The sequence below is a fragment of the Citrobacter sp. Cb031 genome, assembly GCF_030336725.1.
In the GTDB taxonomy this organism is placed as follows: Bacteria; Pseudomonadota; Gammaproteobacteria; order Enterobacterales; family Enterobacteriaceae; genus Citrobacter; species Citrobacter braakii.
Genome location: NZ_JAOWDA010000033.1, coordinates 384,096 through 401,424, shown reverse-complemented (window position 1 = coordinate 401,424; position 17,329 = coordinate 384,096). Strand labels below are relative to the sequence as shown.

The 17,329-nt window shown below is 47.5% G+C and carries 18 protein-coding genes; 16 read left to right on the top strand and 2 right to left on the bottom strand.

What is annotated here, in order from left to right; translation table 11 throughout:
- Positions 1-14: 14 nt before the first annotated feature.
- Complete coding sequence (locus tag OGV93_RS15590) at positions 15-563, bottom strand: YbhB/YbcL family Raf kinase inhibitor-like protein (protein ID WP_287109715.1); 549 nt, start codon at positions 561-563, stop codon at positions 15-17.
- A gap of 557 nt (positions 564-1,120) precedes the next feature.
- Between OGV93_RS15590 and OGV93_RS15585 the strand changes: the two genes are divergently transcribed.
- The 16 genes from OGV93_RS15585 to OGV93_RS15510 all read left to right on the top strand — a co-directional run bounded on the left by OGV93_RS15585 (position 1,121) and on the right by OGV93_RS15510 (position 15,556).
- On the top strand, positions 1,121-1,984 hold the full coding sequence (locus OGV93_RS15585; RefSeq protein WP_287109713.1) for a GTPase family protein: 864 nt from the start codon (positions 1,121-1,123) through the stop codon (positions 1,982-1,984).
- A gap of 94 nt (positions 1,985-2,078) precedes the next feature.
- Positions 2,079-2,900, top strand: a complete 822-nt coding sequence (locus OGV93_RS15580; RefSeq protein ID WP_287109711.1) for a DUF932 domain-containing protein — start codon at positions 2,079-2,081, stop codon at positions 2,898-2,900.
- A 218-nt stretch (positions 2,901-3,118) separates the two neighbouring features.
- A complete protein-coding gene (locus OGV93_RS15575) occupies positions 3,119-3,820 on the top strand; it encodes a DeoR family transcriptional regulator (protein ID WP_287109709.1) in 702 nt (233 codons plus the stop codon).
- 40 nt (positions 3,821-3,860) lie between these two features.
- Entirely contained in the window at positions 3,861-4,100 is a 240-nt protein-coding gene (ypjK, locus tag OGV93_RS15570; protein ID WP_287109707.1) for a protein YpjK, read from the top strand.
- Complete coding sequence (locus OGV93_RS15565; protein WP_287109706.1) at positions 4,097-4,540, top strand: YfjS/YafY family lipoprotein; 444 nt, start codon at positions 4,097-4,099, stop codon at positions 4,538-4,540. The genes ypjK and OGV93_RS15565 overlap by 4 nt, the downstream gene beginning before the upstream one ends.
- Before the next feature lie 23 nt (positions 4,541-4,563).
- The gene (locus OGV93_RS15560) at positions 4,564-5,031 is read left to right on the top strand and encodes a YfjT/YkfB family phage-associated protein (protein ID WP_287109705.1); all 468 of its coding nucleotides are present in this window, start codon (positions 4,564-4,566) and stop codon (positions 5,029-5,031) included.
- Positions 5,032-5,107: 76 nt separating this feature from the next.
- A complete protein-coding gene (locus tag OGV93_RS15555) occupies positions 5,108-5,347 on the top strand; it encodes a DUF905 domain-containing protein (protein ID WP_287109704.1) in 240 nt (79 codons plus the stop codon).
- Positions 5,348-5,893: 546 nt separating this feature from the next.
- Positions 5,894-8,497: a sigma 54-interacting transcriptional regulator gene (locus OGV93_RS15550; protein WP_287109703.1), complete on the top strand. Its 2,604-nt coding sequence runs from the start codon at positions 5,894-5,896 to the stop codon at positions 8,495-8,497.
- A gap of 180 nt (positions 8,498-8,677) precedes the next feature.
- Positions 8,678-9,160, top strand: a complete 483-nt coding sequence (locus OGV93_RS15545; RefSeq protein ID WP_287109702.1) for a PTS sugar transporter subunit IIA — start codon at positions 8,678-8,680, stop codon at positions 9,158-9,160.
- Positions 9,157-10,335 (top strand): glycoside hydrolase family 88 protein, encoded by a 1,179-nt coding sequence (locus tag OGV93_RS15540; protein ID WP_287109701.1) that lies wholly within the window; start codon positions 9,157-9,159, stop codon positions 10,333-10,335. The genes OGV93_RS15545 and OGV93_RS15540 overlap by 4 nt, the downstream gene beginning before the upstream one ends.
- A gap of 12 nt (positions 10,336-10,347) precedes the next feature.
- Entirely contained in the window at positions 10,348-10,845 is a 498-nt protein-coding gene (locus OGV93_RS15535) for a PTS sugar transporter subunit IIB (protein ID WP_287109699.1), read from the top strand.
- Positions 10,846-10,855: 10 nt separating this feature from the next.
- Entirely contained in the window at positions 10,856-11,662 is an 807-nt protein-coding gene (locus OGV93_RS15530) for a PTS mannose/fructose/sorbose/N-acetylgalactosamine transporter subunit IIC (protein WP_287109697.1), read from the top strand.
- Positions 11,655-12,497 (top strand): PTS system mannose/fructose/sorbose family transporter subunit IID, encoded by an 843-nt coding sequence (locus OGV93_RS15525; protein WP_287109695.1) that lies wholly within the window; start codon positions 11,655-11,657, stop codon positions 12,495-12,497. Before OGV93_RS15530 ends, OGV93_RS15525 begins: the two co-directional genes overlap by 8 nt.
- A 40-nt stretch (positions 12,498-12,537) precedes the next feature.
- Positions 12,538-13,611, top strand: a complete 1,074-nt coding sequence (locus tag OGV93_RS15520) for a serine hydrolase domain-containing protein (protein WP_287109693.1) — start codon at positions 12,538-12,540, stop codon at positions 13,609-13,611.
- Positions 13,612-13,682: 71 nt separating this feature from the next.
- Positions 13,683-14,648, top strand: a complete 966-nt coding sequence (locus OGV93_RS15515; protein WP_287109692.1) for a hydroxyacid dehydrogenase — start codon at positions 13,683-13,685, stop codon at positions 14,646-14,648.
- Between the two features lie 209 nt (positions 14,649-14,857).
- Entirely contained in the window at positions 14,858-15,556 is a 699-nt protein-coding gene (locus OGV93_RS15510) for an oligogalacturonate-specific porin KdgM family protein (protein WP_287109690.1), read from the top strand.
- 39 nt (positions 15,557-15,595) lie between these two features.
- Here OGV93_RS15510 and OGV93_RS15505 read toward each other — a convergent pair whose 3' ends face one another.
- Entirely contained in the window at positions 15,596-17,107 is a 1,512-nt protein-coding gene (locus OGV93_RS15505) for a glycoside hydrolase family 43 protein (protein ID WP_287109688.1), read from the bottom strand.
- Between the last annotated feature and the right edge of the window lie 222 nt (positions 17,108-17,329).

Below are 17,329 nucleotides of genomic sequence, written 5' to 3'. Positions count from 1 at the left end.
AGAAATACTAATGGTCACTGATTTCTGACAACTTTGAGCGTAAGTGTGGATGTGGCAAGTGTATGTTGATTAATAAAATATCCGGTCAGTGGTGCGGTTGAATTATCCGGTACATCGAGTTTTTCAACATCAAGAGCGTGTAGTGTATAAATATAAGAATGGACTTTTCCCACGGGAGGACAAGGACCGAGATAATTGCGCTTGCCGGTATCATTTGCTTTTATTGTTGCGCTATCCGGTATTTCATTTCGTGAGAGATGATTGCGTGCTGCGGGAATATCAATTAACATCCAGTGCCAGAAACCACTGCCTGTATCAGCATCTTTATCGTATAAAGTGATGGCATAACTGCGTGTCCCTTCAGGGGACGATTGCCATGATAATTCAGGCTGGATATTCTTCCCTTTGCATCCGAAATCATTTGCCATTAAATCAACAGAGATATTTTCACCATTATGCAAAACCGAACTTCTCAACGTCAGTCTGGCAGCATATCCCGTTGCTGATGATACCCCGGACCACAGAATAAACGTTGCTATCATTACTTTTTTACTTAATCTCATACGTCCCCCATAAATATTCAACTAAAATACAAGTGAGGAATATATTTATAACGCTGGATGGCTTTGTTCTGCTATCTATTAATACTGAATAAATAATTCACTTGAAACGAACAATATATTTTGAATTATGAGATGTAGATCTTGTTTTTTTCAGGTTCGTTATAATCCCAAAAAGTAAAAACTGCCGACAGGTGATAGTGTTGTAACCTATTTACCCAAATAGTTCTGTAAAGGGATATGAACTGCTTAATTAAAAAATGTCATGTAAGAATATCTTCTGCCGTAGGCTCCTTTGTCACGCACTGATTTTCTCTGGGCATTGGTTGTGCCTGCAACTGACGCATTTGCTTTTTCCATTCCGAAAATTTAAATCCGTCTTCTGCCGCGGCTGCGTTTTAGACCGAATTATCTAAAATAACAACTGAAATTTTTAAAAATTGAATTGATAGCTGATTACAGATTTAAAATATTTTCAGATAGATATTACATCCATGAACGTACCCAACTATTGGCCAGATCCTTGCGATCCGGCTTTTTTATTTATCTGAGGAGATGTTATGGAACATAAAGATCCATCTCAGCCTTTGCGACAAGTGCTTTCCGGATTACCTGCATGGGTCAGTGCACAGGTGCTGCTGAAGATACAAAAACTGATAAGTTATGAGCCGGTGATAGGCATTATGGGTAAAACCGGAGCTGGAAAATCTTCATTGTGTAATGCCATGTTTGCTGGAGAAGTATCACCGATCAGTGATGTGGTTGCCTGTACCCGCGAACCATTATGTTTTAGCCTGCAGGTAGGAGAGAGAAATATGACGCTAGTGGATTTACCTGGTGTCGGGGAGTCTGAGTACCGGGATACGGAGTATGCTGCACTGTACCGCAAACAGCTTCCCCGCCTCGACCTGGTGCTGTGGCTGATTAAGGCTGATGACCGGGCACTGGGGGTGGATGAGCACTTTTATAATCAGGTGATTGGGGAGGCTTACCGGCATAAGGTGCTGTTTGTTATCAGTCAGGCAGATAAAGCAGAGCCTACTAGCAGTGGAGAGCTATTATCCACAGAGCAAAAGCAGAACATCAGCCGTAAAATCTGCATGCTGCATGAATTGTTCAGGCCCGTGCATCCGGTGTGTGCCGTGTCGGTGCGGGCTAAGTGGGGACTGCGGGTGATGGCCGAGCGGATGATTCGTTGTCTGCCGCGTGAGGCCAGCAGTCCTGTAGCGGTACAGCTCAGTGCGCCGCTTCGTACTGACACTGTTAATAAAAAAGCCCGTGACGATTTTGGTGAAACGGTCGGCTCGGTACTGGATACAGTAAGCTCCATGCCCCTGATTCCGGCCCCGGTTCGGACAGTCATCCAGTCTGTGCGTGACATCGTGGTATCAGTCGCCCGTGCAGTCTGGAATTTCTTCTTCTGAACATTAACCCTTCTAACCCGTAGTTTCCTGAGCCCTGCCGCGATTTTGCGGCGGGGCTTTTTGTATTTAATTTTCCATCATGAGGAGTCTGCTTATGACCCGTCTGGCTTCGCGCTTTGGCGCAGCAAATCTTATCCGTCGTGACCGTCCGTTAACCCACGAAGAGCTGTTTCGTGTAGTGCCCAGTGTCTTCAGCGAGGAGAAGCATGCGTCACGCAGCGCACGATATACCTGGATACCAACCATTACCGTTCTTGAAAACCTGCAGCGCGAAGGCTTTCAGCCCTTCTTTGCCTGCCAGACCCAGGTTCGTGATCCTGAGCGTCGCAAGCACACCAAACATATGTTGCGCCTGCGTCGTACCGGGCAAATCACTGGTAAGCAGGTACCGGAAATCATTCTGCTTAACTCCCACGATGGCTCCAGTTCGTATCAGATGCTGCCGGGATTATTCCGCGCGGTATGCCAGAACGGGCTCGTCTGCGGTGAGTCGTTTGGCGAGGTGCGGGTGCCGCACAAAGGAGATGTCGTAAGTCAGGTGATTGAGGGTGCGTATGAAGTGCTGGGGATTTTTGACCGTGTGGAAGAGAAGCGGGATGCCATGCAGTCGCTGATGCTGCCGCCACCTGCACAACAGGCTCTGGCACAGGCTGCACTGATGTACCGGTTCGGGGAGGACCATCAACCGGTTGCGCCGTCACAGGTGCTCTCCCCGCGCCGCTGGCAGGATGAGAGTAACGACCTGTGGACCACGTACCAGCGTATTCAGGAGAATCTGATTAAGGGCGGACTCAGTGGCCGTAATGTTAAAGGCGGGCGGACGCACACCCGTGCCGTACGTGGCATTGACGGGGATGTGAAGCTTAACCGGGCACTGTGGGTGATGGCGGAAACATTGCTTACACAACTGCAGTAGTCATTACCTTTGTTGCCATGTTGTTAATATCGGACACCACCTGTCCGCATTGCAACGTACTGACAGATCTCACTCCCTCGAAGATGACCTGTAACCCCCACCACATCTGACTTTTGCAGAAATGAAAAATAGTTTCTGCAGTGTCCATACCCTGTCCGCCCCCCTCTTTAAAGTATTCACATCATTTTCAGTCAGTTAACTTTCACGGAGAACCATTCATGACACAGGCAGAACGCCGCCATGACCGGCTGGCTGTCAGGCTGTCACTGATAATCAGCCGTCTGGTGGCGGGGGAGACGCTGAGCGTACGCAAACTGGCCGCTGAGTTTGGCGTGTCAGTGCGCACACTGCGGCGGGATTTTCGTGAGCGGCTGATGTATCTGGACCTGGAATATCAGTCCGGCTACTGCCGCTTACGTACTGCTGGCAGTGAGATGCAGATGGTGCCAGATGTGCTTATCTTTGCCCACCGGAGCGGGCTGGCTGGGCTTTTTCCTGGCCTTGACCGCCACCTGGTGAACGCACTGCTGATGTGTGACGAGTCTCCCTGCGTGATATCGCCCGCCAGTCCGCTCTCTTCACCGTCTGGCTCATTGTCTTTCTGGCGATTGATTCAGGCTATTACCGGGCGCAGGAGGGTGATGCTGATTGCGGATGGACAGCGCTGTGAGCGACTGGCTCCCTGTCGGTTGCTCATCCACCAGCAGGCCTGGTACCTGGTGGGTGAGCACGGCGGACATATCGCCGTATTCACCCTGGATGAAATCCATCTGGTTCAGCCCCTGCAGGAGACGTTCCGCCGTAATGACAGTCTGTGCCGCCTGGCTGAAGACCCTGTGTTCATTCAGGCCTTGCCCCATTTTCGCTTTATCCAGCAGTCACTGCTTGCGTTTATTCCGGCTGACAACTCACCGGAATAGCACAGGCTTTGTTATCAACCCGGCAACAGGGAGGAGCCCTATGCCCGTTATTGTCATTATCGCCATTGTTGTCATCGTCATCATTCTGAACAAAACCGGGGTGTCTGACAGCCTCACGGCCCTGACACTTGGCACCGTTGCTGCACTGCTGACGGGCGGTGGCGCAGCCGGTGCCGCAAGTGTTGCGCTGACGCCGTTCGTCGGTGTTCCGGTAGGCATTTTCGTGGGGATTTATGTCTTTGCCAAAGTCGTTCGTCTGATTTCAGGAAAAAAATCATGAAACGTAAAACACTCCCTCTGCTGGCACTGGTTGCCACCACCCTGTTGCTGAGCGCCTGCGATGACAGGAGTGATGACCTGAAAGCCATCAGCAAATTTAAGGACCTCACGCCTCCGCGCTTCAGTGACATAGTCAGCCACCAGGATGATGTCAGTGAGGAATGGACACAGATTGGCTTCTCCACCGGTATCACCCTGCAGGTCTTACGTACCCGCCAGTCGCCGGAAGGTTGCGAGGGTGGCAGTTACTACTATCTGGTGGATATGGAGGAAAAAACCGTGCAGCCGCTGATGAATGCGCTGTGTATTGCCGACAACATCAAACTGGAATACCACGAGGTCACGGACCCGCATACGAAGGAAAAATACTTCGAATACTCCCATGACGGCAAACTGATGGGGCGGCTGCTGATACCGTCAAATCCTGATAATCAGGAATAAAAACAAAGATAAAGGAGACAGGAATGAACACACATTCACTCAGCCGGTTTGCGCTGGCAGGCGTACTGTTCGCGAGCTTTAATGCTTCTGCGGTTCCCGGACTCTGGCAGCAGGGTTACGGCCAGGGCAATGCGGAATACAGCGTGACGGACGCCAGTGGGAAGATGTTTACCATCAACTGTACGGGCAATCCGGACCAGAACGGTATCTACCAGCACTCGGTTTTTCTTACCCTCGCGGGAGATAAAACGGTCAGTTCGCATGATGACGGTACCGATATCACGGTGGTGATGAACCATCAGCAATACCCCATTCCGTTCAGCCTGGGCTGGCGTAACGGGGATAACGCCTGGTACAGCTTCATCATGGATATTCGCAAGGCCTCGCAGTTCGAGGTCTACGTCAATGACCGCAAAGTTGGAACGTTTAAACCTGATGTGCAGAATGCACAAAAGGTCCTGCCAACGTTAGCGGACTGCACTAACGACTGATACATTCATTTTCGACATGCAATCCAACCCCGACAGCCACCAGGCTGCCGGAGTTTTCTTTTATCAGGAGCCTGAAATGTTCCAGTCAATGTTACTGCCACCGGGTCCTTTCACCCGGGCACAGGCGGAAGCTGTCACGGCAACGTACCGCAATATCACCATTGAAGATGATCAGCACAGCCATTTTCGCCTGGTCGTTCGTGACCGCGAAGGCCGGATGGCCTGGCGGGCATGGAACTTTGAACCGGACGCCGGAGCCGGGCTTAACCCGTATATCCGACAGTACGGCCTTCTGAAGGAGACATCAGCACATTAATTTCTCACGCAAAAGCCGTGAGCACGCAGCACGCACATTAATTATTTCCCATCACGCCAGCCAGACACGCTGGCGTTTTTATTCCCGGAGAACACCAAGAATATGCGCACCTTTACCTCAGCTAACGAGCCACAGCTAATTCTCACCGCCACGCCGGTAGCACCATCACCATACCGGAGATCGTCATTGTAAACGGCAATGGTTGGTACATTGGGATAACTTAATGGGGAAGTACGCAGCTTTTAATAGGAAATCGGTTTTTAGCCAGGGAATATATGTTCCCTGGCTAAAAACCACAGTGTCTAATTAATAACATGCTTATTACATAGTCACGGCAGTACACAATTCATCATTCTTTTCTGCATGTCCCTTGCTTTACACTCTGGAAGCCGCATCAATAACGAGAACAAGATCACATAAATATCAAAATGGCATTTCATTTTTTTATTGAGGCGTACAATGCTCAGTGTCTAATGGTTTTTTCAGTGTCTGGTATTTATTTTTTTTAGACACTAGTTTCTACTCTACACGCAGGTCTTTGAAAATATGGCACTGTCGGCTAAAGAAAAGTTGTTTAACAAAATTATCACTCATTATTCTTCCAGTTCATCAGGATTTACAGCTCACGACTGCGCAGATTTTATGCAGGTTAATCGTAGTGTCGTAAGCCATTATCTGAATAGGTTATGTGATGATGGACGGTTGAAGAAAGAAAATACCCGCCCGGTACGTTTTTTTGTGCTCAGTGATATTCAAAGAACCGGGCCGTCACAAGCGGTCGCCGCAAAGAAACTGGATGCGTTTCAGCAACTGATTGGTGTAAACGGCAGCCTTGCTGAAGCTGTAGCACTATGTCGTTCAGCAGTGGACTATCCTGGGGGAGGGTTGCCCGTACTTCTGGCAGGGGAAAGCGGTGTGGGGAAAAGCTACTTAGCCACGCTGGTTCACCAGTATGCGCGCGAAAGAAAAGTTATCGCTATGGATAAACCTTTCATGGAACTCAACTGTGCTGATTACGCAAACAACCCTGAGTTACTTTCAGCTACGTTATTTGGGTATACACGTGGCGCATTTACCGGGGCTGACCGCGAAAAACAGGGTGTATTTGATGATGCAAATGGCGGCATTCTATTTCTTGATGAAGTCCACCGTTTATCGGCGGAGAATCAGGAAAAATTATTTCTATTTATGGATAAGGGATATTTCTATCGTCTTGGTGATAGTCGAACTCAACATCCAGCCTCTATACGGTTTATATTCGCCACCACTGAAAATATCGACACGGTTTTACTGAATACATTTCGCAGACGTATTCCGGTCCGTTTGACTATTCCCAATTATATCTCCCGCCCTTTGACCGAGCGCATCGCACAGATAACCTGTTTCTTACATAAAGAAGCGCTCAGTTTGCAGCGCGATATTTATTTCGATACACAACTAATGCACCAGCTAGCCACTTCCCCCGTACGCGGAAATGTGGGTGAGTTAAAAAATCAAATCAAAGTAATGTGCGCCACTGCCTGGAGTGATACGCCTCATGGCGAGATTATTACGCTGCAAGGGATGAATTCGGGAGGAGAATTGCTGGTGGTTTCATCCTCGCCAGGCGCGGAAGCGCTGGATATCGGCTCCCTTTTACCTAAAGCCATGCGCGATGATGTCATTTTCCGGGATTTCTGTCACAGCGGAAACGTAATGCTACTGAACCGTAAGATGGAGCAACTGCTGACTACGATAAATGGCACGCTTTTACCTGACGCATTGTACAGCGGCTATACCTGGCAAAAAACAATGCAGGCAATCAATGAACTGGAAAGCCTGAGCGGCATTGAATTTAATTCTGAAATCAGGAAAACGGTTTGGTTGTGCCTGAGCTATGCATTGAATGCTCATCAGGAAGAAGAATCGCTGAATGAACTGAAAAGCATTTCCGAATATGTTTCAGGTAAAGCAATCTTACTTGCGGAAGCGTGTATCAGCCAGTTGGTCAAACACGTATCTCAGCAGCCACTTGCGTTATTACAGCCATTGCTAAGTTGTGCATTCCACACACTGGCCGGTGAGGACGATCCTATTCAGGGAATTATCGTATCGCATGGCCGTTCCACTGCTTCCAGCATAGCGGGCATTGCGAACCAACTAACTGGTGGTTATTATTTTAAAGCATTCGACATGCCAAATTCGACCTCCACGCGTCAGATTATCGATTTGCTGATAGCGCATGTTTCCCGCCTGAAACAAGGTGCGGGGCTGATTATTTTGGTCGACATGGGCTCACTCAAAGAAATATACGAAGAGATTAAGCTTCATCTGCATGGCGAATTGCTGGTCATTAACAATGTATCCACCATGATGGCACTGGATATCGCATCTAAAATTCAGGGGCGCCTGTCAATAGAGGAAATTATTGAGAGTGCGCGCGGCGCATACGAAGTAGAAACTCGCTACTATGCTGGGGTATTACCCGGTAATAAAATAATTATCTCCTGTATTTCTGGCGAAGGGATTTCCCGCAAATTAAAAGATATTGTTCAGCGCTATCAGGGGCAGATGGATATCGATGTCATCACCATGGAATATGACGATTTAAAATGGAAAATCACGCATGCCGACCCCGCGCTTAACGGCACACGGCTTATCATCACCACAACTGAACTTGAGGCCGGCTACATTCCTCTGCTCAGTGTCGAACAGCTGATTAAAGAAAAAACACAGGTACTGAAACGTGATTATTTTAATGGTCTGCTTCCGGAAGACGCACTTGAACCGATGGTGGAAGAGATAGTAAAACTGTTTACAGTTGAAGGGATCGCCAGCCGGTTAACTTTCCTGAATCCTGTCGTCATCATTAATGAAGTTGAAGCCGTCATTAAACAGTATGAAGGTTTTTATAAGATTCATTTTGAGAGCTATCTGCGAATTAATCTGTTTATGCATATTGCCCTGATGATTGAACGGGTGATGGTGAACAATGGTGTACGTCACCGGGAAGAAGTGGAATTAACACTTCAGCAGCAGGCATTTGTCGCTGTACATGATACTTTTTTCCAGGCTTTGAACCGCAAATACCGTATTACCCTGCCCCTTACCGAAATCCTCATGATATTTGAAATTATGGAACCGTGGATTTCGACTGAAGAATTCATCTGACTATTCCGGCCTGTCAGGCTCACTAACAGGCCACGTCGACACTACTCAACTCCGCTGTTTTCAACACTATCCGCTGTGTCTGATATTGCCTTTTATTCATTTAAAATCAGATAGATAAAATTATGGCACAAAGAATGCATAAACAGAGAAAGCTAAATTAATTTTTTAAAGGAACGCGTAATGCGAGAGATGTATATCGCTACTCATGGCCAGTATGCCGAAGGCATTGTTTCAGGTCTGAATTTGTTGATTGGCGAGGCTCATGGCGTCACTCCAATCTGTGCTTATTGCGGTGAGATTGGTTCTACATCGGAACTGGCAGTTTACTTTGAAGACATTGCTCAACAGGCAGCAGACAGGGGTAATGAACTGGTGTTGTTTACCGATATGGCCGGTGGCAGCGTCAACAATACGGCCGTACAGATGATGGTCAAATATCCCCATGCTCATGTGATAAGCGGTGCAAATCTAATTATGTTGATGGAGTTTTGCATGTCTGAACACACGGATACAGCACAGCGACTGACAGATGCGATTGATGCAGCCACTAACGCGATGCAGTACATGAATACTCTGCCAGAAATTATCTCGGCTCGTCAGGCGATGCCATCAAGTGTCCGCAATGATAGTGATGATTTCTTTTCTGGGGAGAACAGTCTGTGACGATAACCCTCGAGAAACTTGATACCCGCTATTCGATACAACAGGTAGAAATGAGCAAAGCCTGGCTGAATGAAGCCATTTCTGAAGTACTGGTAAAAATCGATGCCATGCTGCCACGCTTCATGTCGACGTTCCCTGCGGCCAGTGCGAAAGGCGACATATACCCGGCGGTGGAAAAAGTCGACTGGACTGAAGGTTTCTGGACCGGAATGTTGTGGCTGGCCTGGGAAGTGACAGGTGAAAACAAATACCGGGATGTGGCGGAATCACTGCTCGACAGTTTTGAAGAGCGACTGGATAAAAACATTAAAGTCGACACGCACGATCTTGGTTTTCTCTATCTGCTTTCCTGTGTGAATGCCTGGCAATTGACAGGGAATGTTCGCGCTCGCGGTTTGGCACTGCGAGCCGCTGAACTGCTCTATCAACGTTTTAATACCACTGCCGGTGTGATTCAGGCGTGGGGGGATTTAAAGGACCCCGTCCGACAGGGTCGCATGATCATTGATTGCAATCTTAACGTTCCGCTACTGTTCTGGGCGGCGGATGAGACGGGTAACACCCACTATCGTGAAGCGGCCACACGTCATTTGACACAGGCTGCTCGCTATCTGGTTAGGGAAGATGCCTCCACATTTCACACCTACTATATGGACATTCATACCGGTCAGCCGCTTCGTGGAGATACTCACCAGGGATTCAGTAATTCATCATGCTGGGCGCGTGGCCAGGCATGGGGAATTTACGGATTCGCTTTAAGTTTTAATCATACCGGCGATGCCTCTCAACCTGAGCTATCACGCAGATTATCCCATTACTTCCTCAACCGTTTACCGGACGATTACGTCTGTTACTGGGATTTGATTTTCACAAAACAGGACAACGCCTACCGCGATACTTCAGCAGCAGCTATCGCTGCCTGCGGGTTGGCTGAACTGTTAAAAGTCTTGCCCCTGACCGACCCAATGCGTCCAGCCTATAACAATGCAATTGCACTCATGATGCATAACCTGCGCGCACATTACTTTGCATATCAGCAAGACGGCCTGCTGCGAGAAGGTGTTTATAACTTTGGCCGCAATATGGGGATCAACGAACCCAATTTATGGGGCGATTATTTTTATTTCGAAGCCCTTGTTCGTCTTTCCCGCATCTGGACCCCTTATTTCTGTTAACCGGAGCTACACATGATTTCTTTAGTTCGAATTGATGATCGTCTTATCCATGGCCAGGTGGCTGTTGTCTGGACAAAACACCTGGGTGTCAACCGCATTCTGGTCGCGAACGATCAAATAGTGAATAACGAGGTGCAGAAGATGTCTTTGCGTATGGCGGCACCGGACACAGCCAAATGCGCCATTATGGCCGTAAAAGATGCAGGTGAGGTGCTCAATGACCCGCGTTCTGAAAGCATGAAGATCATGGTCATCGTCAACAATGCCGCTGATGCCCGCCGTCTTGTTGAGCAGGTTCCCGCAATAAAAACGCTCAATGTGGCTAACTTCGGGCGTATCACCGATAACCTGGCCGCCAAAAAACGCATCAGTGACACCGTCTATGTGACTCCTGAAGATGTCTCTGATTTCAAGGCGATAGCGGAGCGTGGCGTCGGTGTTGAATATCAGGTTCTCCCTTCTCATCCAGTTAAAAACCTGATTGAGATGCTGGAAAACTCAGCTCGTTAAGGAGAATGCCATGTTAACGTCAGCTTTACTTGTTGCGCTGGTGATGTTCCTGGTGAAAACCGCAGATCATACGCTGGGACAGCCTCTGATTGAACGTCCATTAATCTGTGGAGCCCTCGTTGGGCTTGTGCTCGGTGATTTACAGCAGGGGATCATTATCGGCGCCTCACTGGAATTGATTTTTCTCGGCACCATTACCATCGGCGGATCTGTTCCAGCGGACCTGGCTGTTGGGTCAGTGTTGGCAACAGCATTCACCATTCTGACTCACGCAGAACCTGCCGTCGCAGTCGCTCTGGCATTACCTATAAGTTTGCTGGCCGTCTTTGTCTACCAGGTACTGAAGCTGGTTTATACCGCGCTGGTTGAGAAATACGATGCGCTCCTTGAGGAAGGACGTGACCGGGCAGCACTAGGTTTGACTCTCGGAATGACCCTTTTCTATGGGGTTCCGTTCGCGTTAATTGCTTTCTTCGGCATCCTGTTTGGTACGGATGTGATCCGCAGCCTGGTGGAAAGTATACCTGCGACTGTAATGCGAGGCATGACGGCCGTCGGCGGTATTTTACCCGCGTTAGGTTTTGCTATCCTATTGAAAGCACTATGGAATCGTAACATCGCCGCGTTCTTCTTCATTGGCTTTGCGATGGCTGCATATCTGCAGTTGCCAATAATGGGTATCGCAATAATTGCAGGCTCAGTAGCAGTCTACCTCTGCTTCAATGAATTCAATCAACTTAAAACTAACAGACAAGCCGCGACCACAGCAGCAACGCCTGCGTCGGCTGATGATAAGGATGGGTTCTTCAATGACTGATATCCATATGAAACATGTCAGTACATACAGCGATGATAAAAGTGAAAAGAAACTGTTTCGTCAGCTGTTTATTCGCCAGTTTCCTTTGCTGGGTTCCATGAACTTCACCCGCATGGAAGGGCTAAGCTACGGCTGGGCGTTAGCGCCAATGTTAAAAAAAATCTATGCTGGTGACCCGCATCGTTATCTGGAAGCGTTGAAACGAAATAGTCAGTTTTTTAACACTAACCAGCATATTGCCCCGTTCATCATGGGTCTGACGCTTTCTATGGAAAAAGAGAATGCGGCCAACCCTAATTTTGATACCTCAAGTATCAACGGGATTAAAGTAGCGTTAATGGGGCCATTTGCCGGCGTGGGCGACTCCTTCTTCTATGGCGTACTGCGTATCATCGCGACAGGCATTGCAATTGGTCTGGCCTCGCAGGGTAACCCCCTTGGCCCGTTGCTGTTCCTGCTGATTTATAACATCCCGAGCTACCTGCTTCGCTATTACGGTGGTGTGATGGGGTACCGACTCGGCTCGAAGTACATCGCAGAAGCCACCCAGTCAGGGTTACTCAGCTGCATAACTAAGGCCTCGTCAATTATGGGGCTTATGATGGTCGGCGCGATGAGCGCAAGTATGGTGAAATTCACCACCACCTTCAAAACAACCATTGCCGGGCAGCCGTTTGTTTTGCAGGAAATTCTCGACAAAATATGTGTTGGTCTAATTCCTCTGGCGTTGGTCCTGCTGTGTCTGAAACTGCTCAACAAAAAAGTCAGCCCTAATAGGGTGTTGATTATGCTGATTGCGATTGGTTTTGGTGCTGCCGGGATCGGTATTATTTAATCCACATCCCCTCGCAAGAGGGGATTATTTTAGGATAGCTATGAAGAATATCTTAATCGGCTGCGCGCTTTGTTTGGCATTCAGCGGACAAAATGCTCTGGCAAAAGAGTCCTCTTTGGCGGGAGTAGATCAACAGATTACAAGCTGGGTCGAAAAAGGATATTACCCGGGAGCTGCCGTCATTATCGTCAAGGATGATAAAACAGTATTTGAAAAATATTATGGCGGCTATACCGCACAAACAGAGGTGCATATCGCCTCCACCGGAAAATGGCTTGCTGCCGCCACTATTGCCTCAATGGTAGATGACGGAGTGCTTTCATGGGATGATCCTGTTAGCAAATGGCTACCGGAATTTACTGATGAAAAAGGGCGCGCTACTCTGCGCCAGCTATTGTCACACACATCAGGCTACCCTGATTACCAACCCGCAGACAAACCTGAAGATCACTATCAGTCCTTAGCGGAATCCGTCGCACACATCCATCCGCTCAAAAGTGTCAGCAAAGCTGGCGAGACCTTCAATTACGGTGGCCTGGCAATGCAGGTGGCCGGGCGAATGGCTGAAGTGGCTAGCGGTAAATCATGGAATACGCTGTTCTATCAACGTATCGCCAAACCACTGGGAATGACGCATACGGCCTTCACGCCCGTCAGTTCGGAACAGGGGTTCAGCCCCATGTTGGCTGGCGGAGCGCGTACTACACTTGCCGACTATCAACGTTTCCTGAAGATGATCGCCCAAGATGGTCAGTATCAGAATAAACAAATATTAAGCGCTTCAGCGATTGCCTTTATGCAAAGCGATCAGATTCGTCAGGCCCAGATCGCACCCGGCGAGGTTAATCGCTATGTCCAGACGGTTCGGGGAAGCAACCGCCATGATATCTATGGCCTTGGCGAATGGCGGGAAGAGGTTGATCTGTACGAGGCCCCGACATTGATCAGCAGTCCAGGCTGGGCCGGAACCTATGCCTGGATAGATAAAACGAATCAGAGCTATGGGTTGATACTTGCCAAAGTGAATCTGTCAGTGGCTCAGCCAGCCGGTTTTAATAGTTTCTACGCAGGCCCTTCCCTCATTTCTGTTATTCGCGCTGATCTGAACAAATAAATCTCTCCTGGGGATTCCATATCCCCAGGTTATTCAGCATATAAGAACCCAGTAATATTTAAGGTAACGCTATGGCCTGGTATGCCGCTGCTTTCTCAAAACAACCTGAAAAGTTTTCTCAGGTATATTCGCCCGCTGTACTTAAGAGTATTTCGGAATTATGCGCATTTTTTCCTGATTTAATCACACCGGATAATATTTCCCGGTATCGAAATGAACTACAGAACGTCGAGGCTATTTTTTCCACATGGGGAATGATAAACTTTACTGAGGCGCAATTAGATGCGATGCCAAAATTAAAAATCGTATTTTATGCTGCTGGAAAAACAGATTATTTTTCAGGACCGCTGTTAGCCAGAGGTATAAAAATAGTCAGCGCCTGGATGGCAAATGCTATCCCGGTCGCTGAATTTTGTCTCGCGCAAATTTTACTGGGGTGCAAAGGTTATTTCAGAAATCAGCGAGAATATACTGGCTCTGACAAATTTGAATCACTGGCAAATCATCACCCGGCCCCAGGTGTTTATAATGAACGAGTGGCATTAATCGGTGCCGGAGCTATCTCTCAAACATTACAGCATTTGTTACAACCATTTAATCTTGATGTCATGGTGGTTCCTTCCCGCAGTGCAAAACGTCTTATTTCCCTTGAACAGGAATTTTCCCACGCATATGTTATCAGTAATCATCTTCCTGACCGGGAAGATAATATTGGTATTCTTGATGGTGATCTTTTCCGTCGCATGCGTCCAGGCGCCGTATTTATTAATACAGGAAGAGGGTCACAGGTTAACGAAGAGGAACTTATTACCGTATTACAGGAGCGACCGGATCTAACCGCAGTACTGGACGTCACTAAACCCGAGCCACCAGCAGCCTGTTCGCCGCTGTATACTTTACCGAATGTAAGGTTATCCAGCCATATTGCCGGTGCCCTGAATAATGAAACGCGTCGCCTCGCAGATTGCGTATTTGAAGAATTTCAACGCTGGTCAAGAGGTGAACCGTTAGTGTACGAAATTTCTCGCAAGATGTGATGAATACCCTGAATAGTGTTTATATTAACCTCTCAAACGATATTAATACCAACCTTTCAAGTTAAGTGTCTAAATACTTTTGCACACTTACATATAACTCCATGTAATTATTTGATTTTATTTTTTGGCACAGGAATTGCTTTGTTAATTATGTCTTTTTTCACATCAAAACATTAACAAAAATCATATCAAGATCTACAGGAATAAAAATGAAAAAATTACATGCAATTATTATAGGATTACCATTGTCTTGCTTATCCCTCAATGCACTGGCTGCTGCGACATGGGTTGATAATCGCTATGCTCATACATGGGGTCCTGAAAAAAATCAGTATAAAATTGGTGGGGGGCATATTTTTGATAATGGTGCAGGGGTACTTGTGTCTGCCATGTATGATCTGGGCCATAATTTTGACCAGATGAAAAGTTCCTTTCAGGAGTTCGAGGGCTGGTATCCGGTTCCGCTAAATGACAAATGGAGTATTACCCCAGGAGGATTGAGTGATATTGACTCAGCAGGGACGAAAATTGCCCCCTACATTAGCCTTGATTATAAATTAAACAAGGTACTGAGTTTTAGCACACGTTATCGCTATAATCATATGACGCATAAAGAAACCGATTACAACGGATATATGGATTATAACGACACTCACCAAATTGACTTATTTCTAAACTATCAGGCTACAGATAAATTATGGCTTCAGCTAAACCCAGAATTTTTTGTTAATACGGGTGATTATTATGCATCTAACGGAAAGAAAACACACTGGGAACCCAGTATTGTTGCCCGTTATCGTATGAATAAAAACTGGATGCCCTATACAGAAATCGCATGGTTAGACAAAGATCAGAATAATGATAACCAGGTACGTCTCCGTGTAGGTATCCGTTACTATTTCGATTGATGTTTTACCCAGCAGGGCAGTCTGACTGCCCTGCTGTTATTACTCGGTTATGATACGGAATGATTTGAAAAGGAAAGCCCCTTCACCGCCGGTTAACGCTCCGCGTGCGTAAATCCCCATCCTCGCTCCAATCCATTTACCGGCTCCGGCTGAAAACCCTGGCTCTACCTGCTGCCATGTTCTACCTGGTGAACACCAGGTAAATCTGACCAAACCACCATAATCTACATGATAACTAAGCTCTACCTGCTCCAGCTCCGTAACATCGGCCAATGTCAACGATGTTTCATCAAGATAACCGTTATCATTTATCCAGCCATGACGAAATATGAGTTGCCGACGACCAGTAGAGCACTTTACGCAAAGCGCAGCAAAACGCTGACCGTATATCACCACACCACCTTCATCGCCCTCAAGGCTTAACGACAGGTCTATCAAAGTGCTTACGGTAAACCGTTCTGCAGGAAATTTTTGCAGCAACAGATGTGGTAAATGATAAATACTGAGATCGGCAACGGCAGGAACACTGCGTAAATGCAAACCCTGCGCTCCAGGGCGCAACCAGTTTTGCTGGGGGTTTGACTGCCATTGCCACTGCAACCCTGGGATACCGTCCAGGAAATTGTCGCTGGTCTGTAACTCGCAGGGCGTCAAAGGAAGCGTAGGCAACGATTGTACCAAGACAGGTTGCCCCTTCCCATGTTCATCAAGTTTCTCGCCAATGCATGGCCAGCCATCTTCTGACCAGCACATTGGCTGGAGATGAACGATGCGACCATATACGCCCTTATCCTGAAAGTGGAAAAACCAGCTCTGCCCGTTCATAAGTTCAACCCATGCGCCTTGGTGCGGACCATTTACGATAGAGCTACCCTGATGGAGAGCATCACGATACTGCCACGGCCCTGTCAATTCTTGAGAACGCATGACCGTTTGCCACCCCCTTTTTACTCCACCTGCTGGGGCGAATATCCAGTATTCCCCGTTTCGTTTATACAGCTTAGGGCCCTCCAGCGTGGGATGTGACGGTGTACCATCAAAAATCACGCATCCCTCACCCAACAAACGGGAGGCATCTGGTGCCATTTCAGTGAGTTGTAGTTTGTTTTTGATACCACTTCTGCTAAATGCAAACGCGTTAACCAACCATGCTCTTCCATCATCATCCCAGAGTGGGCAAGGATCAATCCAACCAGGGGCAGCTTTCAGGCAATGGGGTTCACTCCATTCCCCCATAGGATCATAGGCATGAGTCACAAATATTCCATCGTCAGGCAGGCTGTAAAAAACCCAGAACCGATTGTTGTGGAAACGAATAGAAGGTGCCCAGACCCCCTTTCCAGGCTGAGGAATATCGTATTCAGGTGAGGGAAGTCGCTTTACAATATAATTAACAATACGCCAATGAATCAGATCACGAGAATGCAGCAGTGGCAGACCTGGAAGTTGGTTAAAACTGGACGCAACCATCCAGAAATCATCACCAGTACGGATAACATCAGGATCGGCATAATCGGCATGTATAATAGGGTTTTGATAAAGTAATGTCATATTCAGTGCCTTGATTAGTTATCTGAATACATTTATGCAAAAAACAGACCATCAATTAAACCGTAACAATAACAATAACAATAACAATAACAATAACAATGATATGGATAGGTATGGTTTATGATCAATATGTGATTTTATATTCACTTTCGACACTAACTGGTTGTTTGCTCAATCCTCCCTAGACAACTTGCCAAGTTCCTGGTGCTTTAGTCGCTGTTC